Source organism: Micromonospora pisi, assembly GCF_003633685.1.
GTDB lineage: Bacteria > Actinomycetota > Actinomycetes > Mycobacteriales > Micromonosporaceae > Micromonospora_G > Micromonospora_G pisi.
In genome coordinates this window covers 7,375,092-7,400,531 of sequence record NZ_RBKT01000001.1, presented here as the reverse complement: position 1 = coordinate 7,400,531, position 25,440 = coordinate 7,375,092, and the positions used below count along the sequence as shown (strand labels likewise).

The 25,440-nt window shown below is 70.8% G+C and carries 10 protein-coding genes; 3 read left to right on the top strand and 7 right to left on the bottom strand.

Features of this window, described 5'->3' with window-relative positions; all coding sequences use genetic code 11:
- Positions 1–67: 67 nt before the first annotated feature.
- On the bottom strand, positions 68–1,900 hold the full coding sequence (locus BDK92_RS31680) for a GDSL-type esterase/lipase family protein (RefSeq protein WP_170208759.1): 1,833 nt from the start codon (positions 1,898–1,900) through the stop codon (positions 68–70).
- 289 nt (positions 1,901–2,189) lie between these two features.
- Here BDK92_RS31680 and BDK92_RS31675 point away from each other — a divergent pair, with 289 nt between their 5' ends.
- Genes BDK92_RS31675 through BDK92_RS31665 form a run of 3 tightly spaced genes read left to right on the top strand, consistent with a single transcriptional unit; the run spans position 2,190 to position 4,483 of the window.
- Positions 2,190–2,705 carry a MarR family winged helix-turn-helix transcriptional regulator gene (locus tag BDK92_RS31675; RefSeq protein WP_121160040.1) on the top strand — a complete coding sequence of 172 codons (516 nt, stop codon included), beginning with the start codon at positions 2,190–2,192 and terminating at the stop codon, positions 2,703–2,705.
- Entirely contained in the window at positions 2,702–3,367 is a 666-nt protein-coding gene (locus BDK92_RS31670) for an NADPH-dependent F420 reductase (RefSeq protein ID WP_121160039.1), read from the top strand. Before BDK92_RS31675 ends, BDK92_RS31670 begins: the two co-directional genes overlap by 4 nt.
- 33 nt (positions 3,368–3,400) lie before the next feature.
- Complete coding sequence (locus tag BDK92_RS31665) at positions 3,401–4,483, top strand: Atu2307/SP_0267 family LLM class monooxygenase (RefSeq protein WP_246017356.1); 1,083 nt, start codon at positions 3,401–3,403, stop codon at positions 4,481–4,483.
- 45 nt (positions 4,484–4,528) lie between these two features.
- Here the strand turns inward: BDK92_RS31665 and BDK92_RS31660 are convergent, their stop codons facing one another.
- The 6 genes from BDK92_RS31660 to BDK92_RS31635 all read right to left on the bottom strand — a co-directional run bounded on the left by BDK92_RS31660 (position 4,529) and on the right by BDK92_RS31635 (position 25,439).
- Complete coding sequence (locus BDK92_RS31660; RefSeq protein ID WP_121162755.1) at positions 4,529–5,410, bottom strand: polysaccharide deacetylase family protein; 882 nt, start codon at positions 5,408–5,410, stop codon at positions 4,529–4,531.
- Positions 5,411–5,660: 250 nt separating this feature from the next.
- Entirely contained in the window at positions 5,661–9,737 is a 4,077-nt protein-coding gene (locus BDK92_RS31655) for a ThuA domain-containing protein (RefSeq protein ID WP_246017355.1), read from the bottom strand.
- Between the two features lie 87 nt (positions 9,738–9,824).
- Complete coding sequence (locus BDK92_RS31650; protein WP_121160037.1) at positions 9,825–10,997, bottom strand: multicopper oxidase domain-containing protein; 1,173 nt, start codon at positions 10,995–10,997, stop codon at positions 9,825–9,827.
- 113 nt (positions 10,998–11,110) lie between these two features.
- Positions 11,111–14,239 (bottom strand): OmpL47-type beta-barrel domain-containing protein, encoded by a 3,129-nt coding sequence (locus BDK92_RS31645; protein ID WP_147457186.1) that lies wholly within the window; start codon positions 14,237–14,239, stop codon positions 11,111–11,113.
- A gap of 560 nt (positions 14,240–14,799) precedes the next feature.
- Positions 14,800–16,287 carry a condensation domain-containing protein gene (locus tag BDK92_RS31640; protein ID WP_121160035.1) on the bottom strand — a complete coding sequence of 496 codons (1,488 nt, stop codon included), beginning with the start codon at positions 16,285–16,287 and terminating at the stop codon, positions 14,800–14,802.
- Positions 16,284–25,439, bottom strand: coding sequence for a non-ribosomal peptide synthetase/type I polyketide synthase (locus tag BDK92_RS31635; RefSeq protein WP_170208758.1), 9,156 nt, complete (start codon positions 25,437–25,439; stop codon positions 16,284–16,286). The genes BDK92_RS31640 and BDK92_RS31635 overlap by 4 nt, the downstream gene beginning before the upstream one ends.
- Position 25,440 lies beyond the last annotated feature (1 nt).

Below are 25,440 nucleotides of genomic sequence, written 5' to 3'. Positions count from 1 at the left end.
CCGTGGTACGCGAACGGCGGGCCTCCCGGAGATCGTTCCGGAAGACCCGCCGTGGTGCGTACGTCACTCAGGAACGCGTACCCAACCCCACCGCGAAGACGTGCAGGGTGGGGAGTCCCGCCTGCACCGGGACGCCGCCCGCGACGGGGAGTTTCACACTAGCCACGGTCTTGCCCGGGGTCAGCGGCACGGTCGCGCCGAACACCGCGCTCGGGGCCTCGAACCGGGCGTTACCCTGCCGGTTCTGGTAGGCGGCGACCGCCACCAGCGTGCTGGCGCCGTCGGATGGGGGCGCGGCGACGAACCAGTCCGGCGACGACACGCTGAATGTCTGGGTGGTGTCGTCGGTGTACCGCACCGTGCCGGTGCCGAAGGCCGGCCCGTAGGCGGCCGTGAAGAGGAGCCCGAGCGTGTCGCCCGTGCCCGGGACCGAGATGAGCTGACCGGCGGCGATCGTGTTGTCCGGCTGGCCGGTACCGGCGCTCGCCGGCCACGCGAGCCTGACGCCGTCCACGGTCACCGTCCCGCCCGCCGCCGCGCCCCCGCTCGCGAGCGCCTCGGCGGAGAAGCTCGCCCCGCCGCCGTCGAAGTTCGCCGGGTTGGTGTTGGCGTCGGCGGAGACTGCCGTGTTGTTGAAGGACTGGGCCAACGTGATCGGGGCCGGGACCGGAGCACCCGCGCCGAACAGGGTGACCGGGATGGTGTTCGCCATCGCCTGCATGCCGACGTCGTTGGGGTGCAGGTGGTCACCGGAGTCGATGTCGGCCCGGAACTTCGTCGGCGCGGCCGGATCGTGGGTAGCCGTGTCGAAGTCGACCACCGCGTCGCAGCCCGAGCCCGAGCCGCGGACGAAGGCGTTGTACTGGCCGCGTGCCGTCTCACGCGATGGTGACCAGGCCCAGTGCCCCTCGAACGGGGTCAGCGTGGCGCAGTAGAACGCTACGTCGGCCGCGTGCGCCTTGGTGATGAGCTGCTTGAGCCCGTCGATCAACTGGGTGCCGGTCGGCTCGCGACCGCTGGCGAGGTCGTTGATCGGGTTGTCCGCGAAGATCACCGAACGTACCCCGGAGCGGCCCAGCACGTCCCGCTCGAACCGGTCCAGGGCACTCGGTCCGGTCCCGACGCCGAGCAGTTGGTTGCCGGCGATGCCCTCGTTGAGCACGCCCACCGTACGTCCGGAGGCGTTCAGCCGGGCCGCCAGCAGGTTCGGGTAGCGGCGGTTGGTGCCGTACGACGAGAGGTGCCCCTCGGTGATCGAGGCGCCGAGCGCGACGACCGAACCCGTCGCCGCCGGGTTCAGGACCTCGAGGTCGGAGAGGATGAAGTAGCTGGAGAAGGTCTGCATCACGGAGAGCGAGGCCGCCCCGGTGACGTTGCCGTTCGCCAGGTACTGGTCGGCGAAGGCGAACTGGTGGCTGGATACGCCCTCGGCTCGGACGGGTGCGTAGAAGCTGACCGCCACGTCGGATTCCGGCAGCACCTCGAAGGGCACCGCGTCGCTGACGGCCTCGCCGCCGGCCGGGATCGTCACCGACGCCTGACCGCCGAACGTCACGCTCCGGTCGGTGGCCGCGACGATGGACGAGCCCGACGCCCGCTGCGCGACGTGGAAGTCGCTCAGGGTCAGCGGCTCGTCGTTGAAGACGTTGGAGAGACGCAGTCGGGTCGCCGTGCCACCGATGCTGGTGTGCACGATCTGGCGAGTCGTGGACTGGGCCGGAAAGGTGCCGCCGGTGGTCTCGTACGCCACCGACCATGTGCCGGTCCAACCGTCAGCCACTGCCGCCGACGCCGACGCCGACGCCGACGCCGCGACGGTGACCGGTACGGGACCGACGGTGGCAACCGCGACCAGCGCCATCACCCCCGGCGCGACAAGCCACCTGTTGAGCTTCGCCACTCTGTTCCGCTCCTCCATGCTCAGGGGTGAAATGCGTTAACCGCGAAAAACCATACGTCTACGGCTCCTTTGGCAATAGATCACCGAACAGGGACGTGTTCCGCGAGGTCGGACGACTCCGGGCACTGCGGGCGCTACCCGGCCCGTTTGGCCGGCCGAGGCGAGGGAAGCCGGCGCTCAGCAGGCGCCGAACCCGTGGGCCGACACCGGGGATTGTGATGGACGCGTCAATGTTGACACGTCAATCAGTGAGCTACCCTTGACGCGTCAAGCGGATGGGGAGCGGAGCATGCGGGACGACGAAGCCACGGGCACGGCAGCCCGGCGGCGGATGACAACCAGGGAGCTGGCGACCTGGCGGGCGTTGATCGACACGACCGACGATCTCCGCAAGCTGATGGGAGCACAACTGGCCCGGGAGTCGAACCTCTCGCCGGCCGACTACCAGGTGCTGCTGGCCCTGAGCGAGACAGAGGGCACCCGGCTGCGGTCGTCGGAGCTCGCGGCGAGCATCGACTGGGAACGGAGCCGACTCTCCCACCACCTGGGTCGGATGGAGCGGCGCGGGCTGATCCGGCGCGACGAGTGCGCCACCGACAACCGGGGTTCCGAGATCTCGCTCACCGACGACGGGGCACGGATCTTCCGGGCCGCCACCGCACCGCACCTGCGGGCCATCAAACAACACTTCGGCGACGCGCTGACGCCCGAGCAGTTCGACGCGCTGGCCGACATCCTGCGGGCGCTGCGGGAACACCTTCAACCGCAACCGGTCACCACGCACACCGGAAAGGAGGAAGCATGACCGACGGCACGTCCGCCCCACCACGACCACCTCGGCTCGCGGTGCTCGGTGCCGGGCACACCGGCCCGGTGATCGCTCGGGTCGCGATCACCGCCGGCTACCCCGTGACGATCGCGGCCGCCGGCGACCCCGAGCGGATCGCACTCATCACCCAGGTTCTCGCGCCGGGAGCCGAGCCACGTTGGGCCGCCGACGCCGTCACGGACGCCGACATCGTGGTGCTGGCGATCCCGCTGCACCGGTTCACCACGTTCGATCCCGCCCTGGTGGCCGGGAAACTCGTCGTCGACACGATGAACTACTGGCCGCCGACCGACGGTGTGCAGGAGATGTTCGAAGACCAGCGGTACGGCAGCAGCGAGATCGTCCAGCGTCGGCTCGCCCGCTCCACCGTCGTCAAGACCCTCAACCACATCGGCTACCACGAACTCGAGGAACAGAGCCGACCCGCGGACTCGCCCGATCGCCGTGCACTCGGCGTAGCCGGGGACGACCCGGGCGCGGTCAAGCTCGTAGCGGAGGTGATCGAGCGCTTCGGCTACGACGCCGTCCGACTAGACAGCCTGCGGGCCGGCCGCCTCCTCGAACCCGGCGGTCCCGTCTTCGGCGCCTCGCTGCGCCGGGCCGGATTCGAGCTGGCGATATCGACCGAAGCCGGTTAGGTCGCCCCACCCCACCGAACAGAGAGAACCGACGTGCCCACCGCACTGCCAGACGCCGTACCCGCCTCGGCGGCCGAACCCGGGAAGTTCCCCCTCATCCTCGGCCTCGACACCTTCGGCGACGTCACCCACGACAAACTCGACCGCCCCCTCTCCCACGCCCAGACCATCCGCAACGTCGTCGAGGAGGGCGTTCTCGCCGACCAGGTCGGCGTGGACTTCTTCGGCATCGGTGAACACCACACCACGGACTTCCCACTGTCAGCGGCTGATGTGGCGCTCGCCGCGATCGCCGCGCGCACCACCCGGATCCGCCTCGGTTCCGCCGTCACGGTGCTCGGCTCCGACGACCCGATCCGGGTCTTCCAGCGTTACTCGACACTCGACGCCATCTCCCACGGCCGGGCAGAGGTCATCCTCGGGCGCGGTTCCAGCATCGACTCGTTCCCGCTCTTCGGCTTCGACCTCGGCGACTACGAGAAGCTCTTCGAGGAGAAGGCCCAACTCTTCGCCGAAGTGCTCAAGGGCGGGCCGGTGACCTGGCAGGGCAAGACCCGTCCCCCGCTGCGCGACCAGGACGTGGTGCCGTACCCCGAGTCCGGGCCCTTCCCGGCGTGGATCGGCGTCGGTGGCAGCCCCCAGTCGGTCATCCGCGCCGCGCGGTACGGCTACTCCCTGATGCTCGCGATCATCGGCGGATCCCCGGCCCGCTTCGCGCCCTTCTCCCAGCTCTTCCACCAGGCGTTGGAGCAGCTCGGACAGCCGGCCCGACCGATCGGAGTGCACTCCCCCGGACACGTCGCCGCAACCGACGAGCAGGCCCGCGAGGAGTTCTGGCCGCGCTACCTGGAGGCCATCCGAAAGGTCAGCAGGGTCCGAGGATTCGCCGTACCGACGAAGGAGTCCTTCCGGTACGAGATCGGGCCGCAGGGCGCGCTCTACGTCGGGTCACCGGAGACCGTCGCGCGGAAGATCGCCACCAACCTGACCGCTCTCCGCGCCACCCGCTTCGACCTGAAGTACGGCATGGGCGGACTCTCGCACGAGGCGCTGATGACCAACATCGAGCTCTACGGCACCCGGGTCATCCCCCGGGTCCGCGAACTGCTGGCCTGACACCCTCGACACCGTCAGCCGTGGCCGCTGTCGTCGTGCGACGGGCTACCCGTCGGACGGGACCTGGGGCGGCCCGGTCGGCAGGGACGTCACGCTGAACCGCCGCAGCAGATTCGGCAGGATCGTCCGGAGCGCGTCGACGGTTTGTTGCCGGTTGCCGCCAGCGTCGTGCATCAACACGATGGAGCCGGCGCCGACGCGGCCCGTGACGATCGAGGCGATACGGCCGGCTCCGGGTCGGTTGTAGTCCAGCGAGTCCACGTCCCAGTGCACCGAGGTCATGCCGAGTTCCCACGCGGTCGCCACCGACGCGGCCGTCCACCCGCCGTACGGTTGGCGGTAGTAGACGATCCGCGCGTCCGGCACCGCCGCCCGGATGGCCGCGTTGGTGCGGGTCAGGTCGGTCCGGATAACCGTTTTCGCCCGGCTGCCCAGGGTCGGGTCGTGGGACCAGGAATGGTTGCAGAGGGTATGGCCGGCGGCGGCAATCGACCGGACCAGTTCCGGGTACGCCGCAGCCAGCTCCCCGACCAGGCAGAAGGTCGCCTTGACCTGGTAACGCTCCAGTTCGGCGAGGACCTTCGGGGTGTACTCCGGGTTCGGGCCGTCGTCGAAGGTGAGCGCCACGTCACGGGAGCCGGTACTGATCCGGCTGCCGTACGGGCCGCTTCCCTCCAGGGGTGGCCGGGCGGGGTCGTCGACGGGGTCCGGTTCCCGGTCGGATGTGGCGGACGCCGCCGGGGAGGGCGCCGGTGGCGAAGGCTGCCGTATCGTCCCCGAGTCGGCTGCCGGGGCGGTGGCGACGCGCGACGCGCCCGGCGAGGTCGGAGCAGCGACCGGTTGGTGCGGTTCCCCGGGCGTGCCGACCACCCGGCCGGTGACGTACACGGCACCCAGGATCGAGCCGACCGCCAACGTAAGGATCATGATCAGAGACAGGCGGGACGGACCGGCCCCACGGTGTCCGTACCGGCCGGTCGACGACCGACCGTCACCCGGAGATGCCATGCCGGCCCCCTTCAGCGCCACACCTGGCACTCAGGGTACGTCCGATTTGCCAAAGAAACGGACGATTCTCGCATTCGCCTGACCCGTCCCACCAGCAGCCGCTGGCCCGGTGGGTCGAGCCGGCACAGTGCCGGGTACGGGCATCGCGCCCGTACCCGGCACCGGTCGGTCAGAGTTCCCGCACCCGCACGTTGCGGAACTCGATCAGGTCGTTGTTGCCGTGGTTCTGCAACCCGACGTAACCGCTGAGGAACTGCCGCAGGTCGGTGGGCGGGTCGCCCTGGCGGGACGACTGCTTGCCCGGCGTGTTGTCGAACTCGCTGATCACCACACCGTTGCGGATCATCGTGTAGTGCTGGCCGACCACGCGGATCTCGTAGTCGTTCCACTGGTTCTTCGGGGTCGCCCCGGCCTTGTCCAGCGTGTTCGGCGAGAAGTTGTACACCGAGCCGGTCTTCTGCGGCTCACCCGTCTCACCGTCGTAGATCTGGATCTCGTGGCCGCAGTAGATCGCGACCCAGGCCTGGGAGCTGCGGGCCGAACCCACCGTGCCGCAACTGCCGGCCGGACGCTGCTCCACCGGAATGCGCGGGTCCGGGAAGCGTACGAGAAGACCACTGTTGGCCCGGAAGCCCTCCGGGGAGATGTCCCGGAACTGCATCTTGATCGAGTAGTCGGCGAGCTCCTGGTCCGCGTACCACAGCATGCCGAGCCCACCGGAGCTGCGGATCGAACCGTCGGGACGCAGCGAGAACGACCCGCCGGGTGCCTGACGCCAACCCGCGAGCGAGTACGCCGACCCGTCGAAGATCGGCTTGTACCCGGCGGCCAGGCCGATCGGGGACTGCGTCCCGGCCCGGCGCAGCTTCGTCACCTCGCGGCTGTCGATGACGTGTGCCGCGCTCAGCTCGGCCAGCACCTCGTCGAGGTGGGTGACGAACGAGGCCTTGTTCGGCCAGGTGCTCTCGTCGTCGATCAGGTCGTTGATCGTGCAGCCACCACCGGCCTGCCGGTTCGCGACCCCGGTGTCGGCGTCGAGCAGCCAGACCGTCGGCCGGGCGTCGGCCGCGGTGCAGCCGGCGTTGACGTCGACCTTCCCGGTGACGACCTCACCGTCGGCGTACGTCACCTTCACCGTTGCCTGGAAGGTGCCGTACCGCTTGTAGATGTGCGTCGGGTGAGCCTGCGTCGAGGGATTGCTGCCGTCGCCGAAGTTCCACTCCCACGCCACGCCACCGACCCGGTTCGCCGAGAACGCGACGGTCCGGGGCTCGCTCGGCGTCACCGACCGGGCCGTGGCCAGGCTCGGGTTCGGGGTCGCCTGACCACCCTGGTAGGTGATCCGGATCAGCTTCTGGTTCGGATGCAGGCTGAAGAAGCCACCGGCGTAGTCGAGCATGTAGAGCGCGCCGTCGGGGCCGAACTTCGCGTCCATCCAGGACTGGAGCTGGGTGGTGCCGCTGCCGCCGGGGATGATGCTGCGCAGGTCCTCGGCGAAAGCCGGGGCCCCGGCCTGGGCGACCTTGCTCGGGTCGACGGTGACGGCGATCCGGTTGTTGGAGTTCGACTGGTCACCGATGAACCACTTGTTGTCCCAGTACGCCGGCCACGCGACGCCACTGTTCACGTCGACCTTGGAGCGCTGGTACGTCGGGCCATCCATGATCGCCTGGCCGCCACCGCTCAGGTACGGCTGGGTGAAGGTCGCGTCCTCCGGCTTGTAGGTCGGCAGGCCACTGCCGTCGGTGCGGGTCGGGAAGACCGGCCCACCACCCTGCGGCGAGTACCAGATCATGTTGTCCCGGGCCGGCGGGATGTTGACCAGACCGGTGTTGCGCGGCGACTCGTTCTTCAGGTTGTCGCAGTCGTACCAGCCGGTCAGGACCGTGGCGTCGGTGCTGCTGCGATCCCGGTACGGCTGCCCGTTACCCATGCAGTACGGCCAACCCTGGTTGCCCGCCGACGTGATGATCGTCGCGGTCTCGTACTTCGCCGGCCCCAGCTCCGGGCTCGGCGCACCCGCGTCCGGGCCGACCCACGCGGCGGTGAGCCAGTCGTTCACCGGGTCCCAGGCGATCCGGGCGATGTTACGCACGCCCATCACGTAGATCTCCGGGCGGGTCTTGCCGCCGCCCTCCTCCTGGCCGGTGAAGAGGTTGCCCTCGGGAACCGTGTAGGTCCCGTCCGCCTCCGGGTGGATACGGATGATCTTGCCGTTGAGGTCGTTGGTGTTGCCCGAGGTACGGCGGGCGTCCTGGAACGAGGTGCCCTCGTACGCCTGGGTCCAGTTGTTGCCCGAGTAGCCGTCCGAACCACCGGAGGAGTTGCTGTCACCGCTACCGATGTAGAGGTTGCCGGACTCGTCGAACGTCATGCCACCACCGGCATGGCAGCAGCTGTGGATCTGGGTGTCCCAGTGCAGCAGGTCCTTGCGGGTGTTCTGGTCGACCGTCGCCTGCGCGGCGTTGTACGTGAACCGCGAAACCGTACGCTGACCGATCCGCTTCACCCGGTCGATCGACTCGTGCGGCATCCAGTAGACGTAGAACCACCCGTTCTCCGCGAACTTCGGATCGAGGGTGATGCCGACCAGGCCCTCCTCGTTCTTCACCAGCTCGCTGCCGCTGCCCCGGTTGCCCATCACCTTCAGCGTGGTGAGGAGCTTGACCTGCTTGGTCTTCGGGTCCCACTGGTGGATGGTGCCGCAGCCCAGACCCACGTTCGGGTTGTTCCAGTCGGCAACCGCCCCGGTCGCGCAGGCGGCCTTGCCGATGTAGAAGACCTTGCCGTCGGGGGCGACGGTCAGACCGTGCGGCTCACCGATCTGGTCGAGCTGACCGGTCTGGTTGGTGGTGGTCAGCCGCTCGACCCGGTAGTTCGACGCGATGGTCGCCTGGCAGTCGCCACGGACCGTACCGCTCGTCCACTGAAGCGCCCCGAGCAGGTGGCTGCGGAACTGCGCGTCAGTGGTGTAGCTGGCCTCGGTGCGGCCCATGCCGGTGTAGAACGACCGCCCGCCGTCGTAGTCACGGCACCACGAGATCGGGTGGAACGCGCCGTTGCCCCCGAGCCCCGCGTTGTAGGTGTTCTCCTTGACCTGGGCGATCGTGTGGACCCGCCCGACCGGGCTCGGATCCCAGTTCATCCACTGGTCCGACCGGGTCCAGTTCAGCGGCAACCCCTTGTTCGCCGGGTGCTGCCGGTCGACCAGGTCCACGACCGCCTGCTGCACCGTGTTCTCCGGTGCCGGCCCGGCGTCGGGCCCGATCAGCCACAGCTCGGCCAACTGGATCAGCGGCTCGCCGCTGTTCGCGGTGATGTTCAGCCGGTAGTACTGGTACGCCTGGGTGTTGCTGAACGTGTACTGCTTGGTCTGGAACCGCTGCGAGAACGTCTCACCGGTACGGGTGTCCAGGTCCGTCCAGGTGTTGCCGTCCGCGGAGCCCTGCAGGGTCCAGTCCTTCGGGTCACGGCCCTGGAAGTCGTTCGCCGAGGTCAGGGCGTACTGCGCCACCGCCTTCGGAGCGCCGAGCTTCGCGACCACCCAGCCGGTCGGCGTACGGGTCAACCACTTGGTGCCGGTCGCCCCGTCGATCAGGTTCTCCACGACCTCGCTCGGCGGGTTGTTGCCGCTCGCCGTGACGCTCTCGATCTCCTCCGCGTTCGGCAGGCTCGCCGCCGGACGGGTGCCGATCAGACCGGTGAACCACTCCGAGCCGGGCTGCGCGCGGGCCGCGTCGTGGATACCGACGAAGCCGCCGCCGCCCTTGACGTACGCCTGGAACGCCGCCTCCTGCGCGTCGTTCAGCGTCACCCCGTTGGCCGACAGGAACACCACGCTGCGGTAGCGGGCCAGGTTGTCCGGGGTGAAGACCGACGGGTCGTCGGAGTCGTGGACGTAGAAGCCGTTCTCGCTACCCAGCTTCCTGATGGCGTTGACGGCCTTGGCCACCGGGTCGTCCTGCGAGGCCGCCGGACCATGGAAGACCAGTACGTTCACCACCTGGTTGCCCCAGGTCGGCGAAGACTGGGCCACGCTCTGGTCCGGGGCGGCCGAGGCGGGCGTGGTCAGCAGGCCGAACACCAGAGCGGCGCTCGACGCCAGCGCGACCGCGCGGCGGATCGGTCCGGCCCCCCGGCCACGCGACCGGAGAACACCGGCCGGGGCGGGAGGTGGAGGGTTGGCAGGGTCGGAACGGAGTTGTCCGACCAATCGGGACATCTGGAAATGGCGTTCTTGAGCCATTTCTCCTCCTCGAGAGGGTACGAAAGTCCTTCAGGTGGTGGGCAGGGCGATCAGGTTGGGGGTTGATGACAGTGCGATCGCCATGGCTCAGCGATGGTTGGTGTGGGCGCCCGCCGCGTCGCCGGCCGGCGCGGACCCCGACTGTGCCGGCGCGGTCGGAACCGGTCCGCCGTGCGGCGGCATCGCCCCGTTCTCGTCGAGCACGTGCAGCATCGTCGACATGCCCAGGTCCGAGTGGAACTGCATGTGGCAGTGCAGCATCCAGTGACCAGGTCCCACCGAGTCGCCGGCGAGGACCTGCACGCCGAAGCTGTCACCAGGGCCGAGCGTCCGGTTGTCGATGATCGGAATCGAGTCGATCAGCGCCTCGTTGGCCCCCTCGACCATGCCCGTCCTGGTGTCCGCCCAGGAGTGCCCGTGCAGGTGGAACGTGTGCATGTCATTACCGATGCCGATGACGATGAACTCGATCCGCTCGCCGAGCTTGGCGATCATGCAGGTCGGGCCGGGCTGCGGGTTCGCCTCGTCACAGTTGTCCGCGTCCTGGCTGCGCCGCAGGTTGATCGTCTGACGGTCACCGAAGGCGGTCACGTAGGTCCGGTCCGGCCGGACATCCCCCTGCCGGCGCACCACGAGCCCGCCGAACAGTCCCGCTCCGAGACCCTGGGTCCCGTGCGGCCCGCCGACCGTGTGGTCGTGGTACCACCAGTAGCCCGCCGTACCCTGCGATCCTCGACTGTCGCGGGGCTTGGCGAACCAGATGTACGTACGCGACGCGCCCGGCGGCACGTACGAGTTGCTGTGCACGGTGCCGTCGGAGAGCTGGGTGTACTTGATGCCGTGGGCGTGCAACGAGACCCCGAGCGGATGGGCGGGGTCGGTACGGAGCTGCTCCAGGGTCGCCACCGGCACCTGGTTGTGCAGCGTGATCGCGAGGCACTCCCCCTCGATCATCTCCATCGTCGGGCCCGGGTACGACGCCGTCTGCGGCGTCAGCCCGTACCCGAGCCGGATCTGGTTGGTCGCCGGGTCCCGGGGCAACTCCACCGCGTACAACTGGATCCGGCGATCGGGGGCGACGCAGCCCTGGGGCCGCTCGGCCGAACGCGCGCCCGAGTCACGGGCGAGCGCCAGCCCACCCGCGCCACCGATCGTCACCAGCAGCACCACTATCACCATCAGCGCCCGGCCGGCGCTCGATCCGAGGAGCCGGGCCGGGGCCGCCGGGCGAGCGCCCGGCGACTCGGTCACCGAGGTCATCGGCCACCTCCCGGAACAGCACTGTCCATTGGCTTGCTCAAAGGTCGTATCCAATCGCTCGGCCAACCGCGCTCACGCGGGTGGAAGGGGTCAGACGACGCGCCGTGCCGGCGTCACGGCGTGAGCGGGGCGATCCTGATGTTGCGGAAACTGATCCGGTCCGCGGCGCTGTGGTTCTGCAACCCGATGTAGCCGGTCGCGTTCTGCCGCCCGGCACCACCGGGATCGTCGGCGCGGGGCGGGTCGAAGACGGCCTCGGGCACGTTGACGTACTCGTTGATCAGCTCGCCGTTACGGAACACGGAGTAGTGCTGGCCGACGACGCGAATCTCGTAGTCGTTCCAGGTGCCCTTCGGGGTGACCTGCGCACCGTCGAGATCGACCCGGTCGAAGCCGTACACCGATCCGCTCTTGTACTGGTCGCCCGCGGGGCCGTCGTAGATCTGCAACTCGTGGCCGTACTTGATCGCCACCCACTCCGGGCGGGACTCCTCCGGGTGCTGGTGCACCTGCGGCGAACGGACGAAGACACCGCTGTTGGCGCGCCCGTCACCGGGAGCGTCGTCACGCCACTGGAGCTTCAGCGAGAAGTCGCCGTACGCCCGGACGGGGAACCAGAGCATGCCGAGACCGTCGACCGGACGGCTGGTGACCGAACCGTCGGCGTTACGGGTGAAGCCACCCGCGCCGACCTGCTCCCACAGACCGAACGAGGCACCCGAGCGGTCCAGCAGCACCTGGTAGCCCTGCTTGTCGTCGGACTTGCCGACGCCCGAATCGCTCGCCGTGCGGACCAGGTCGCCGTACTCACCCTGACGGATCACGCCCTTGAGCAGCAGGCGCTCGGCGACCGCCCGGACGTGCTGCACGAACTCGGTGTGGCTCGGCCAGGTCCGCTCATCCTCGATCAGGTCGTTGATCGAGCAACCGGCCTCGACCACCCGGTTCGCCACGCCGCTGTTCAACGTACCGATCCAGACCGTCGGTCGGGTGTCGGTCACCTTGCAGGTCGGCTTCACCGGGACGCTCTCCACCACCGTGAAGGTGGCCGACGCGGTGCCCGAGGTGTTACCCGCCCGGTCGGTGGCCCGGTAGCTGAACGTGTGCGCTCCAGGGGTGTTCACCGTGAGCGGCCCGGTGTAGAGCACGTAACCGTGCCCGTCGAGGGCGTACTCGACCCGGTGGAGACCGGACTCGGAGTCGGACGCGGTCAGCATGACGGTGGCGCTGCCGATGTACGCCCAGCTCCCGTTCTGCTGACCGGTGATCGCCGCGTTCACCGTGGGCGCGGTGGTGTCGGGGTTGGCGGGCGTGGCAACGGTGAGCGAGACCGACTGCGAGGTCGAGGTGTTGCCGGCGACGTCGGTGGCCCGGTACGAAACGGTGTGCTGGCCGGCCTGGTTGACCGTCACCGGGGCGGTGTACTCGGCGTACGGCCGTCCGTCGAGGGAGAACTCGACCCGGGCGACGCCCGAACCGGCGTCGGTGGCGGTGAGGGTCACCGTGGCGGCGCCGACGTAGGCACCGTCCTCGTCACGGTCGCCGGTCACGGCCGCGGCCACCGTCGGGGCGGTGGTGTCCGGGTCCGGGGGCGCGACGACCTGGAAGGCGACCGACTGCGGGGTCGAGGTGTTACCCGCCACGTCGGTGGCCCGGTAGCTGACCGTGTGCTGACCGACGGTGTTCACCGTGACCGGCGCGGTGTACGCGGCGTACGCCTGCCCGTCGAGGGCGTATTCGACCCGCGCGACGCCGGAGCCGGCGTCGGTGGCGGAGATCGTGACCGTCGCCGCGCCGAGGTAGGCACCGTTACCGTCGCGGTCACCGGTCAGCCCGGCGGTCACCGTCGGCGCGGTGGTGTCCGGAGCCGGGGTCGTCACCACCTGGAAGGCGACCGACTGCGGGGTCGAGGTGTTACCCGCCTGGTCGGTGGCCCGGTAGCTGACCGTGTGCTGGCCGGACTGGTTCACCACGACCGGGGCGGTGTACACGGCGTACGCCTGCCCGTCGAGGGAGAACTCCACCCGGTCGACGCCGGAGTCCGCGTCGGTGGCGGTGAGGGTGACGGTGGCGTCGTCGATGTAGGCGCCGTTGTCGTTCCGGTCACCGGTCACCGCGGCGGTCACCGTCGGCGGGGTGGTGTCCGGGTCCGGAACGGTGACGACCTGGAAGGCGACCGACTGCGGGGCGGAGGTGTTACCCGCCACGTCGGTGGCCCGGTAGCTGACCGTGTGCTGGCCCGGGGTGTGGACCATGACGGGCGCGGTGTACGTGGCGTACGCCTGCCCGTCGAGGGCGTATTCGACCCGCGCGACGCCGGAGCCGGTGTCGGTGGCGGAGATCGTCGCGGTCGCCATGCCGAGGTAGGCACCGTTGTCGTCCCGGTCACCGGTCACCGCGGCGGTCACCGTCGGCGGAGTGGTGTCCGGGGTCGACGGCTGCGCCACGCGGAAGTTCACGGACTGGACGGGTGAGGTGTTACCCGCCACGTCGGTGGCCCGGTAGTTCACCGTGTGCTCGCCGGGGGCGTTGACGGTGACCGGGGCCGAGTACGTGCCGTACGGCCCTCCGTCGAGCGAGTACTCCACCCGACCGACGCCCGATCCGGTGTCGCTGGCCGACAGGGTCACCGTCGCGGCACCCAGGTACGCGCCGTCGTCGTCGCGGTCGCCGGTCACCTGCGCCGTCACCGTCGGCGGGGTGGTGTCGCCACCGCCGCCGCTGACGACGAGCAGACCGGTCATGGCGCCGTGCCCGGGGATCGCGCAGAAGTAGCGGTAGGTGCCGGGCGTGAGCACCACGTCGACGGTCCACCGGCCCTGGTTGGCGTCGAACGGGTCGGCCAGGATGTTCACGTCAACATCGCGGTTGTACGCGGGATTGCCGGTGTCGAACGTCAGCGTGTGCTGCATCCCGGTGGTGTTTCCGGTCGCGGCGCTGTTCTCGAAGACGAGGGTGGTCGGCCCGGCGACGGCGGTGGTGGGGACGGAGCGATAGGCCTGGAAGTCGTTGCCCGCCGTCCAGGTGAGCACCTGGGCCTGGAGCTGTCCCGCCGAGGAGGTGCTGCCGGTGCCGTTGTCCGCCGGACGCGCGTTCACCGGAACCGCGGCCAGAGTGGAGCTGACCAGCATGATGGCCGCTGCCGCGAGCACCGTCAACGGTCGGCTGGGCCGACTCGTGGCGAGCCGGGTGAGCAGTCGCAAACGACGTGGCGAACCGCGTCGTACAGGGAAAGATGGCATGTCGCGCATACCTTTCGCGAGTCTTCCTTGAACTTCCGACGTTCCCGCAGCGGCGTTCGCGAGGATCGATGGATGACATGGCGGCGGACCACAGGCGCGCGCCTGGCCCACGCCGCTGGAACCGGAGTGGCGTGGCCACCCGGTGGAGCACTGTGGACAGACGGACCTGAGGTCTGGGACAGACGGGGACGTTGGGTGGGGGTCGGGTCTGTGGCCGGACGGGATCCGGCCGCGCATCAAAAGGTGTAGAGGGTCGACGTGGCTGCGGGCTTGGCGCGCGCCGACGCGCCAGGTTCGACCTGCCGGCACTGCTGACCTGGAGGAATGCCACTTCCCCCGGCCGAGCCGTGGCCCTCGGTCGGTGAGCTAACCGCGCCGCCGGTTACCTCGACGAAACAATTTGATGTTGCCCGACCCTAACGGGCTTAGCATCGACATGTCTACAACTTTCGACAGGAAGGGCCGCACTTTTATCCGTGGCGACAAAAGGTCGCGGCACTCCCTGCGCCCCGCGACAAAAGGTCGCGGCGCCCCCTGCGTCCACTCGCCCCGCATCGACGTCAGGCGTCGCCGAGCGGGCGGTCGGGGTGCTGGCAGACATCGGCGAGCAGGTCGACGTACCGGGCCGTCCAGCGGCGCGCGGTCTCGCCGGTGAGCCGGTCCAACGGGTACTCCAGGTAGCCGTCGAGCCGGTCCGGACCGGGCACCAGACCGAACATCAGCGCGCCCCGCTCGGCGTCGGTCGGCACGTCGTGCACCCGAACGGCCAGACCTGGCAGCTCCAGCCGCATGTCCAGGGTGTTCTGGAACGCGAAGCTCACCATCACGCCGGACGGCATCCCGCCGCCCCCCGGCCCGAGGAACTGCCCGTAGATCCAGGCGGTGGGCAACAGGTTGTCGATGCCGGCGAAGAGGCTGGCCGCGGTCTGGTCGACAAGTTCGGCGAAGGTCGGGGCAGCGGTCGTACGGACCCGAAGCGGAAGCGCCGTCGTCATCACGGTCACCGCCTCCTCGTACGGCCGGGGTGAGCGGTTCGCGTGCGGCACCGAGAGCGTGACGTCGGGCTGCCCACTGAGCCGGGCGAGCAGGAGCGCCATCGCGGCGGCCGTCACCGCGCCGACGGTGGCGCCCCGCGCCTGGGCGAGAGCCCCGGCCGCGAGCCGCACCTCGTCGGGGATCTCGAACCGATGCGTGGCGGCGCGCCCGGTGGGCCGGTCCGGGGCGGGACCGTCGAACGCCAGGTCCAGCGTGAGGGGTCCCTCGCCGAGGTGTTCCGCCCAGTGGGCGAGCCGCCGACGTCGGGTCGACTCGTCCCACTGCTCCCGCTGCCAGCGGGCGTACCCGGTGCACTGGGCGGCGGGCGGACCGAAGTCGGCCGTACCCCCGGCGTACGCGCTGCGGTAGCCGGCGGCCAGGTCGCGCAGCAGCACCGAGATGGCCCAGCCGTCGCAGGCGATGTGGTGCACGACCAGGACCAGCCAGGACTCGCCCGGGTCGAGACGGATCAACGCGTACCGCACCGGCGCCTCGTCCGCCAGTCCGAACGCCGGCTCCACCACCGCCCGGCACGCCTGCTCGGCCCGTTGGCGCGCCTGGTCGGGGGCGAGTGTGGTGAGGTCGACGACGGGCAGCGGAACCCGTTGGTGGGCGAGGATCCGCTGGGTCCGGACGTCGCCGTCGGGCGCCAGCCGGGCCCGCAACGCGTGGTGCCGGGCGAGCAGCCCGTCGACGGCGGCGTCCAACGCGGCGACATCCAACTCGCCGACCAGCTCCAGTCGCAGTCCGACGTTCCAGCCGCTTGAGTTCCCGGTCCGCTCGACGTTCTCCATCATCCGGTTCTGTTGGGCCGAGAGCGGTGCCCGCGTCACCTCACGCTCGTCGGCCGGGGCGGCCAGCCACCGCAACAGCTGACCCTTGTACGAACGCAGCGCCGCCACCAGCTCCGGGGTCACCGCGTCGGCCGGGGCGTCGTACCGCAGTGTGCCGTCGACACCGGTGAGCCGTACGTCGTGGACGGCGGCGTACTCCAGCACCTCCTCGAAGGTCACAGCGTGCCCCGTACCCGCCCGGGGTGGCTGTTCGCGGCCGGCGTGGCGTGCTCACACAGCCGTTCGACCATGGCGCCGACGGTCGGGGCGCGGAAGAAGTCCAGCGCCGGGTACTCGACGCCGGTGGCCTCGTGCACCCGGTTGAGCAGGCGCAGAGCGTTGATCGAGTGACCGCCCAGGGCGAAGAAGGAGGAGGTTTCCTCGATCGTCTCCGGTTCCTGGTCGAGTTCGGCGGCCCAGAGCGCGCGTACCGTCCGCTCGAGGTCGTCGACCCGTGGCACCGGTACCGAAGCCGGCGGCGGGGCCGGGATCGGAGGCGGGGGCACGCGACCGGACAGGACAGGGCCGGGCGGGACAGGGCCGGACAGGACAGGGCCGGGCGCGGCGGTCCGGATCGTCGGCTCCGGCAGGTTGGCCTGGTCGAACTTGTTGTTACCGGTCTGCGGCAGCACCGGCAGGAGCGCCCAGACCCGGGGAACCAGCACGTCGGGAAGCTTGTCGGACATCGCCGCCACCAGCCGCTCGGCGATCCCCTGGTGCGGTACGCCCGACGCGGGCACCACGTACCCGGCGAGGTACGCGTCCCCGTTGTGGTCCCGACGGGCCACCACGATCCCGTCGGCGACCAGGTCCAGCCCGCGCAGCACCGCCGACGACTCCCCCGGTTCGACCCGGTTACCCCGGATCTTCACCTGGTCGTCGGCGCGGCCGAGGAAGACCAGCACCCCGTCGGGGGTCCACCGGACCAGGTCACCGCTGCGGTAGAAGCGGGCGCCGGGCCCGCCGCTCGGGTCGTCCACGAACCGGTCCGCGGTCAGCTCGGGGCGGTGCAGGTATCCGCGCCCCACCCCGGCGCCACCGATGAACAGCTCCCCCACCGCGCCCAGCGGTGCCAGGTTGCCGTGCTGGTCGCGTACCTCGACGTGGATGTTGTCCAACGGCCGGCCGATCGGGATCGGACCGTCCGGCGCACTCGACGCGTCAGCCACCACGTCCACCACCACCACGACCGTCGTCTCGGTCGGCCCGTACACGTTGTGCACGACGTACGGCAGGTCGGGCCGTGGTCGTACCCGGAGCTGCTGGCCACCGACGGCCAGGTGGCGCAGGCGTGGCTGGGCCGCGACGGGCAGCGAGAGCAGCCCTTCGCCGATCGGCGTGGGCAACATCGCCACGGTCACCCCGGCGGTACGCATCCAGCGGGCGAGCGCCATCGAGTCCAGGCGCACCGCGTCGTCGGCGATGGCGAGGCTGCCACCGGCCATGAAGGTCGGCCAGATCTCCAGCATGGAGGCGTCGAAGCTCTGCCCGCAGACGGCGGCGCTGCGGTCCGCACTGGTCAGCTCCAGCTTGTCGTGGTACCACCGGGACAGGTTCAGCACGCTCCGATGGGTGATCACCGCGCCCTTCGGTGTGCCGGTCGAGCCGGAGGTGTAGATGACGTAACAGGGCGCATCCGGGTCGTCCGCCACCCGGGGCAGGCTGCCCCGCACCGTTGCCTCGTCAACCTCCACGTCAACGTGGAGTGGGCGGACCCCGTCGGGCAGGTCCGCCGGCTCGTTGCCCTCGGTGGTCAGCACCACGCGGGCACCACTGTCGGAGATCATGAAGCGCACCTGTCGGCCATTGAGCAGCGGATCCAGCGGCAGGTACGCCGCACCGGTACGCAGCACCGCCAGCGTGGCGACGACGAACTCCGGTGACCGGGGCAGCCACAGCGCCACGATCTCGCCCGCGCCGACGCCGAGCCGGGCCAACCGGTCCGCGAGCACCCGGGCCCGCTCGTCGAGCTGCCGGTAGGTCAACACGCTGCCGCCGCCGATCACCGCCACACTCTGGGGCGTCTCGACCGCCCAGCGCCGTACCGCGTCGTGGAGGCAGCCCTGCGGCGGTTCACGGCGCCGGCCGGTGCCCCAACGGGCCAGCGTGTCCCGGTCGGCGGGAAGAATCCCGACCAGCGCCGAGATCGGCGTACCGGGATCGTGGGCGGCCGCCTCCAGGATCGCCACCAGGTACGACAGCAGCCGCTCGATGCTGCCGCCGTCGAACAGGTCGGTGTTGTACTCCAGCCGGCAGTTGATCCCGTCCCGGTGGTTGGTCACGTAGAAACTGAGGTCGGCCAGGGCGCGCTCGGCCCGGTGGTCGAGCGTGCGGGCGTCCACCCCGGGCAGGTCGAACGGGAACGCGTCGTCGTTCTCGAACTCGATCATCGTCTGGAAGATCGGGTTCCGGCTGGTGTCCCGTACCGGCCGGACCGCGCGCACCACCGCGTCGAGCGGGACGTCCGCGTGGTCGTACGCGTCCAGCGCGGTGTCACGTACCCGGCCGAGCAGCTCCGCGAAGGTCGGATCGCCGGACAGGTCCAACCGCAGCGCGACCGTGTTGAGGAAGAACCCGACCACCCGCTCGGCACCGGCCGGCCGGTTCGACACCGGCGTGCCCACGATCAGGTCGTCGGTACGGGTGAACCGGCGCAGCGTCGCGGCGTACCCGGCCAGCATGGTCATGAACAGCGTGGCCCGGTGCACGCCACCGAGGCGGCGCAGCCGCTCGGAAAGCTCCGAATCGAGCCGGCGCCACACCGACGCGCCGTTGCCGGTCTGCGTGGTCGGGCGTGGACGATCGGTCGGCAGGTCCAGCACCGGCAGGTCGCCGGCCAGCCGCGCGCACCAGTAGTCCAGGCCGGCACCGTGGTCACGCCTGCCGTTGGCAGCGACACGGTCGCGCCTGCCGTTCGCGTCGGCGCCGGTCTGCTCGCCGCTGCCACGGCCCGCCTCTTCCCGGGCCAGGTCCAGGCAGTCCCGGGACACGTCGGGCAGATCGGCCGGTTGCCCGGTCAGCTCCGCCCGGTACAGCGCCGACAGGTCCCGGGCCAGCACGGTCGCGGAGGTGGCGTCGACCACGATGTGGTGGAACGAGAGCACCAGCACGTGCCGCTCGTCCGACCAGCGGAGCAGTCGGCTGACAAACAACGGGCCGGTGGCCAGGTCGAACGGGCGCCGGGTCTCGGCGGCCAGCGCCGCCCGTACGACCTCGTCCTCGTCCCGGCCGGTGTGCTCCTCGACCGCGAAGTCCACCGTGCCCCGCCCCAGTACGATCTGCACCGGCTCGCCGTCCTGCTCGCGGAACACCGTACGCAGCGCGGCGTGGCGCGCCACCAGCAGTTCGAGCGCGGTACGCAGCGCCCGCAGGTCCAGCCGCCCGTCGAGGCGTACGGCGGTCGGTTCGTTGTAGGCGCCCTGGCCCGGGTGCAGCCGTTCGAGGAACCACATCCGCGCCTGCCCGTGCGACAGCGGCCCGGACCGATCCGGCGGCGCCGCCGCCACGACCGGCGCGGCCGGCACCGGGGCGGCTTCGTGGTAGCGGGCGCGCAGGCGGTCGAGCTGAGACAGGCCGGCCCGCAACTGCTCGGGGCGTACCCCGAAGTCGACCAACGCGGCCACCTCGTCGACCCCCGCCGCCGCGAGCGCGTCGATCAGCCTGGCGCTCTCCTCCGGCGAGCCGATCAGCGCACGGGACTCGCAGTACCGGTCATAGGCGCGCTCGAACACATAGTCCAGGTCCTCCTCGCGGGCGCCGTCCAGGTCGACCTGGAAGCCGAGGCTGTTCGTCATCTGCCCGAACAGCGACAGCGAGGAGCGCATGTACGTCCGCAGCGGCGCGAACGCCTCGGACCGGGCCCGCCGCGCGTCCTCGCCGAGGTAGGTGTGCACGAGTACGACCACCCGCCCGGCCTGGGGGTCGAGTCCGTGCGCGGCCCGGGCCTTGCGGTACCGCACGATGTTGTCGGCCAACTGCTCCACCGACTGGCTCATCAGGTTCGTGACCACGCCGAGGTCGTGCTCGGCCGCACGCTGGTACGACTCCGGGTTGCCGACGACCGCCACGAACATCGGTGGCGCCGCCTGTACGGGGCGGGGCAGGGTGCGTACCTCGATGGTGTCGCCGGTGCCGGAACGGCGTCGCACCGGCTCCCCCCGCCAGAGGCGCCGTACCTGGTCGAGATGGCTGTACATCACCTCGCGGTGCGGGCCGAAGTTCTCCGGGGCGAGGACGAAGTCGCCCGCGTGCCAGCCCGGCGCGCAGCCGATGCCGACCCGCCCACCGGAGAGCCGGTCCACCATGGACCACTCTTCGGCAACCCGGATCGGGTCGTGCAGCGGCAGGACCACCGAACCGGCGTGCAGCCGGATCCGACTCGTCTCGCGGGCCAGCGCGGCGGCGAGCACCACCGGATTGGGGAACACTCCGCCGAAGGAGTGGAAGTGTCGCTCGGGTATCCAGAGCGCGTGGAATCCGTGCTCGTCCGCGTACCGGGCCGTGTCGACGATCGACTCGTACGGGTCGACGCCCTCCGCACCCCCCGGATAGTCCCCGAAGAAGTACACACTGAAATCCGGAGCCACCCGGGGAAGGAAGGGCCCCTTGTTATCGGATTCGGTAGAGGAAGGGGCCCTTCCTAACACCTCGGGCAGCGCGACAGCGGTGGGCGACGACACGGCGGGGGCGGTGGGGAGCGAGGCGGTGGCGGGTACGGCGGTGAGATGTGGCCGGGCGAGGAAACCGGCGCCGCGCATCTCCCGCAGTGAACGCTGGACCGCGTCGACGAGCGTGTCGACGTCGTCGTCGGTGTGTTCGGTGGAGAGGAAGAAGTTGCGCCACTCCCACACGTACACGCCCTTGAGCAGCAGGTGGTGGTAGAGCAGTTCGAGGTCGGCCCGGTGCTCGAAGCGGAGCTGCGAGCCGAAGTGGCCGAGGCGGACCGGGTACTCCTCCTCCTCGAAGAACGCGTTCAAGGTGCCGACCAGCCGGTCGGTCCGGCTGTTCAGCGCCTGCTGCAGCTGCGGGCTCTGCTCCTTCAACCGGGTCAGCACGGCACGGGCGGCCACCATCGACACCGGGTGCTGGATGTAGGTGCCGCCGAAGAAGGTCGTCTCGCGCTCCGGCCGGCTGTCGTCGCCGTACCGCCAGAAGCCGCCGTCGACGCCGTCCATGATGTCGGCGCGGCCGGCGATCGCCCCGATCGGGAAGCCGCCGCCGAGCAGCTTGCCGTACGTGGCGAGGTCGGGCGTCACACCGAACAGGCCCTGGGCGCCGCGCGGGTGCGGCCGGAACCCGGTCAGCATCTCGTCGAACATCAGCACGATGCCGTACCGCCGGGTGATCTCGCGCAGCCGGTGCAGGAACTGGGCCGGTTGGAGGGTGGGGTGGCGGCTCTGCACCGGCTCGACGATGACGGCCGCCAGCCGCTCGCCGAGCGCCTCGATCGCGTCCAGGCTCTCCGGCGCCCCGTAGTCGAGGACGACCAGGTCCGCGACGGCGCTGGCCGGGATGCCGGTGGAGACCGGGACGGTGGCCCGGTCCGCGCCGGTGCCGAGCGAGCGGCCGAGCACGTTGTCGGCGTGCCCGTGGTAGGAGCCGTGGAACATGACGATCTTGTCGCGCCCGGTGGCGGCCCGGGCCAGCCGGATCGCGGCGGAGTTCGCCTCCGTGCCCGAGTTCGCGAACGCCACCCGTTGCATCCCGGTCAGCTCGCTGAGCAGAGCGGCCGCCTCGCCGGTGTCGACGCTGCGCGGGCCGAGCTGGACACCCCGGGACAGGTGCTCGCGTACCGCCTCGCTGACGTCGTCCGGCTCGTGGCCGAAGAGCAGCACGCCGAAGCCCATGGTGATGTCGAGGTACCGGTTGCCGTCCACGTCCTCCAACCACGCGCCCTTGGCGCGCTCCGCGGCGATCGGGTACAGCATCTCCTTGGTCGCGGTGCGGAATCCGACCACGGCTCGGCTGTCCGCCAGCACACCCCGGTAGTGCTGGGCGATCTCCTTCGAGCGCCGGGTCTTCGCCACGTACCGGCGTCGCAGGTCGTCGACGTGGTCCCGCTGACTGCCGGTGGAGACCGAGCCGGCCTGACCGGAGCCGTGGGCGACGGTCACCCTCGGCCCGTGCGGCTCGGGCACCGCCGGGGGCCTCGGCGCCGCGGTCGGTTCCGGCAGTTCGGGTACGACCACGGTGGCCGGCGCCTCGACCACGGGCGGCTCGGCCACCGGGGCGACGGGTACGGCCACCGGGGCGGCGGGCGCACGCCGGGACAGGATCAGGTGCGAGAGCCTGCGCGGGGTGTCCGCCTGCTCGAACAGTTCGCGCATGGCGATCCGTACGCCGAACTCGCCCTCGAACTCCCGCAGGGCGTTGATCATCGTCAGCGAGTCGGCACCCAACTGGAAGAACGGGCGCTCGGTGTCGATGTCGTCCGGGGCGCAGCCGAGGTGCCGGGCGCTGATCTCACGTACCCGTGCGACCACCGGCTCCAGTTCCGGCACGGCGGGCTCGCCGGTCGCGGCGGTGCCGGTGTCGCGGCCGGTGTCAACGTCAACCATCACGCCTCCAGGGTCGGTTCGGGTCAGCGGCGGTCCGGTCCAGTGGACCCGTCGTTGGAACGGATAGGCGGGCAGCGGCACCCGGCGACCGGCACCGGGGCCGAGTACGGCGGCCCAGTCCACGGCGACACCGTGCACGTGCAGCCGGGCGACCGCCTCGAAGTGCTGGTCGAGCCCAGCACCGCGATCCTGGGCGGCGAACACCGGCGATCCGGGCAGCGCCGACCGGAGCAGCCCGACCAGGCTCGGATGCGGGCTCAACTCCAGCACCGGGACGGCGGCCGATGCGTCGCCAGCCATCGCGAGCGCGGCCGTGACCAGGTCGAACCGGACCGGCTCGCGGGTCTGCCGGACCAGGTACGCCGGGTCCAGCCGGTGCCCGACCGGCAGCACGGTCCCGTCCACGCTGCTGACCACCGGCGTGTCCAGGGGTGCGAGCGAGATCCCGCCGCACACCTCGCGCAGCGGGGCGAGGACCGGATCGAGCAGTGCCGAGTGGAACGCGCGGTTCACCGCGAGCCGGCGCCAGCGCAGCCCGCGCTCGTCCAACCGTCGGCAGGCCGAGTCGACCGCGTCGACCGGCCCGGCGAGAACGTGGTTCTCCGGCGCGTTGATCGCGGCGAGGTCGAGACGCCGGTCGGTGGCGAGCAGTTCGTCGACCGCCGGCCGGGCGGCGAGGACCGCGACCATGGCACCTGGTTCGGCGTACTCACGCATCAGCCGGCCACGTACTCCGGTGAGCCGCAGCCCGTCCTCGATCGACAGTGCGCCGGCTGCGGCCAGGGCCGCGTACTCGCCGACGCTGTGCCCGGCGACGACGTGTGGCGTGACACCGAACGACCGCCACAGCCGGGTCAGCGCGGTCTGGAACGCGAACAGCGCCGGCTGCGCCACATCGGTCTCCCAGACCGCCGCCCCGGCGACGGGCGGATCGGCGACGGGATTCGTGCCCCGGTCGCCCCCGGCGTCGCTGAGCAGCGGCGTGAGCAGCGAGGGTCCGCCGGTCCGATGCTGGTACGCCTCGCACCGGTCGAGCACGGCACGGAACTCCGGGTACCGCCGGTAGAGCGGCGCGGCCATACCGCCGTACGGGGTGCCCTGTCCGCCGTACACGAAGGCCGGTGCGACTCCCCCGTCCGGAACCGGTGCCGCGGTCGCCACCCGGTACGCGCGCTGCTGTCCCGGTCCGGCGAGGTATTCGTCCAACGCGTCCGCTAGCGCCGCTGGCGTGGCGCCCGTGACGACGAGCCGGTGCCGCGACGGCGGTCGACCGATCGCGGCGGTGGTGACCAGGTCGGCCAGGTCGGGTCCGGGGTCGGCACGCAGGTGGTCGCGGAATCTGCCGGCGAGCGTACGCAGGCTCTCCGGGTGGTGGGCGGAGAGCGGCAGCGTCACGGGCTCGGCGGCCTCGGGTCGCCGCCGGGCGGCCGGGACCGGCGGTGGCGCTTCGAGGATCACGTGCACGTTCGTGCCGCCGACCGCGAGTGAGGTCACCCCGGCCCGGCGCGGGCCGGGCAGGTCGGGCCAGGGTTGCGCCTCGGTGGGGATGAAGAACGGACTGGCGGCCAGGTCCAACGCCGGGTTGGGCCGCTCGAAGCCGACCAGTGGCGGGACCTCCCCGTGTTTCAGCGCCAGTACCGTCTTGATGAGGCCGGCCATGCCGGCGCAGGCGTCGAGGTGGCCGAGGGCGGGCTTGGCCGACCCGATGGCGCAGTATCCGGTCCGGGTGGTGCGTGCCCGGTACGCCGAGGTCATGCCGTCGAACTCGATCGGGTCGCCCTTGTAGGTGCCGGTGCCGTGGGTTTCCAGGTAACCGATGGTCTCGGGCGAGACCCCGGCCACGTCGAGCGCGCGCAGGATGGCCCCGCGCTGCCCGGTCGCGCTCGGCGCGAGATAGCTCCGCTTCGAGGCGCCGTCGTTGTTGACGCCGACGCCCAGGATCACTGCGTGGATGGTGTCGCCGTCGGCGACCGCGCGGTCGTACCGTTTCAGCAGCACCGCCGCGACCCCGTTGCCACCGACCGTGCCGTCGGACGACGCGTCGAACGCACGGCAGCGGCCGGAGCGGGACAGGATCGTGCCCTTGACGTGGCGGTAACCCAGGATCTGCGGGGTGTGCACCGCCGACGCGCCCGCCAGGGCCAGGTCGGCGTCGCCCGCGAGCAGCGCCTGCCCGGCCAGGTGCACCGCGACCAGTGAGGTCGAACAACCGGTCTGCACGGTGATCGCCGGGCCGGTGAGCCCGAGACGGTACGCGACCCGGGTGGCCGCGAAGTCGTTGAAGTTCCCCACCGCCACCTGGAACGCGGAGGCGAAGTCGCCCTCCCAACGCGCCTCGGGCAGGTTGTTGCGCAGGTACGTGTTGAGCGGGTACAGGTGGTAGCCGACCCCCGCGAAGATCCCCACCCGTACGTCGGGCGGTGTTGCCGCGTAGCCGCCGTTCTCCAGCGCGTGGTAGCAGGTCTCCAGGAACAGCCGGTGCTGCGGGTCGACGGTGCGCGCCTCCTGCGGACTCATCCCGAAGAACTCGGCGTCGAAGGAGTCGATGTCGTCGAGCACCCCGCTGACCGCCACGAAATCGGGTGACTCGCGCACCTCGGCGGGCACCCCGGCGGCGGCCAGCTCCTCCTGACCGAACCTCCGTACGCTGGTCACACCGCTGCGGATGTTGTGCCAGTACGCATCCGGCGTGTCCGCGCCGGGGAGCCGGAAGGCCATGCCGACGATCGCGATCCGCCGGTCCTCGGGGTTCCGGTCGCCAGGGGTGCCGTGCATC

Excerpts from the sequence above, each read along its gene's own strand:
- BDK92_RS31675 (WP_121160040.1), top strand. The coding sequence starts at position 2,190 with ATGCGGGACGACGAAGCCACGGGCACGGCAGCCCGGCGGCGGATGACA.
- BDK92_RS31670 (WP_121160039.1), top strand. The coding sequence starts at position 2,702 with ATGACCGACGGCACGTCCGCCCCACCACGACCACCTCGGCTCGCGGTG.
- BDK92_RS31660 (WP_121162755.1), bottom strand. The coding sequence starts at position 5,410 with ATGATCCTTACGTTGGCGGTCGGCTCGATCCTGGGTGCCGTGTACGTC.
- BDK92_RS31655 (WP_246017355.1), bottom strand. The coding sequence starts at position 9,737 with ATGGCTCAAGAACGCCATTTCCAGATGTCCCGATTGGTCGGACAACTC.
- BDK92_RS31650 (WP_121160037.1), bottom strand. The coding sequence starts at position 10,997 with ATGACCTCGGTGACCGAGTCGCCGGGCGCTCGCCCGGCGGCCCCGGCC.
- BDK92_RS31645 (WP_147457186.1), bottom strand. The coding sequence starts at position 14,239 with ATGCCATCTTTCCCTGTACGACGCGGTTCGCCACGTCGTTTGCGACTG.
- BDK92_RS31635 (WP_170208758.1), bottom strand. The coding sequence starts at position 25,439 with ATGCACGGCACCCCTGGCGACCGGAACCCCGAGGACCGGCGGATCGCG.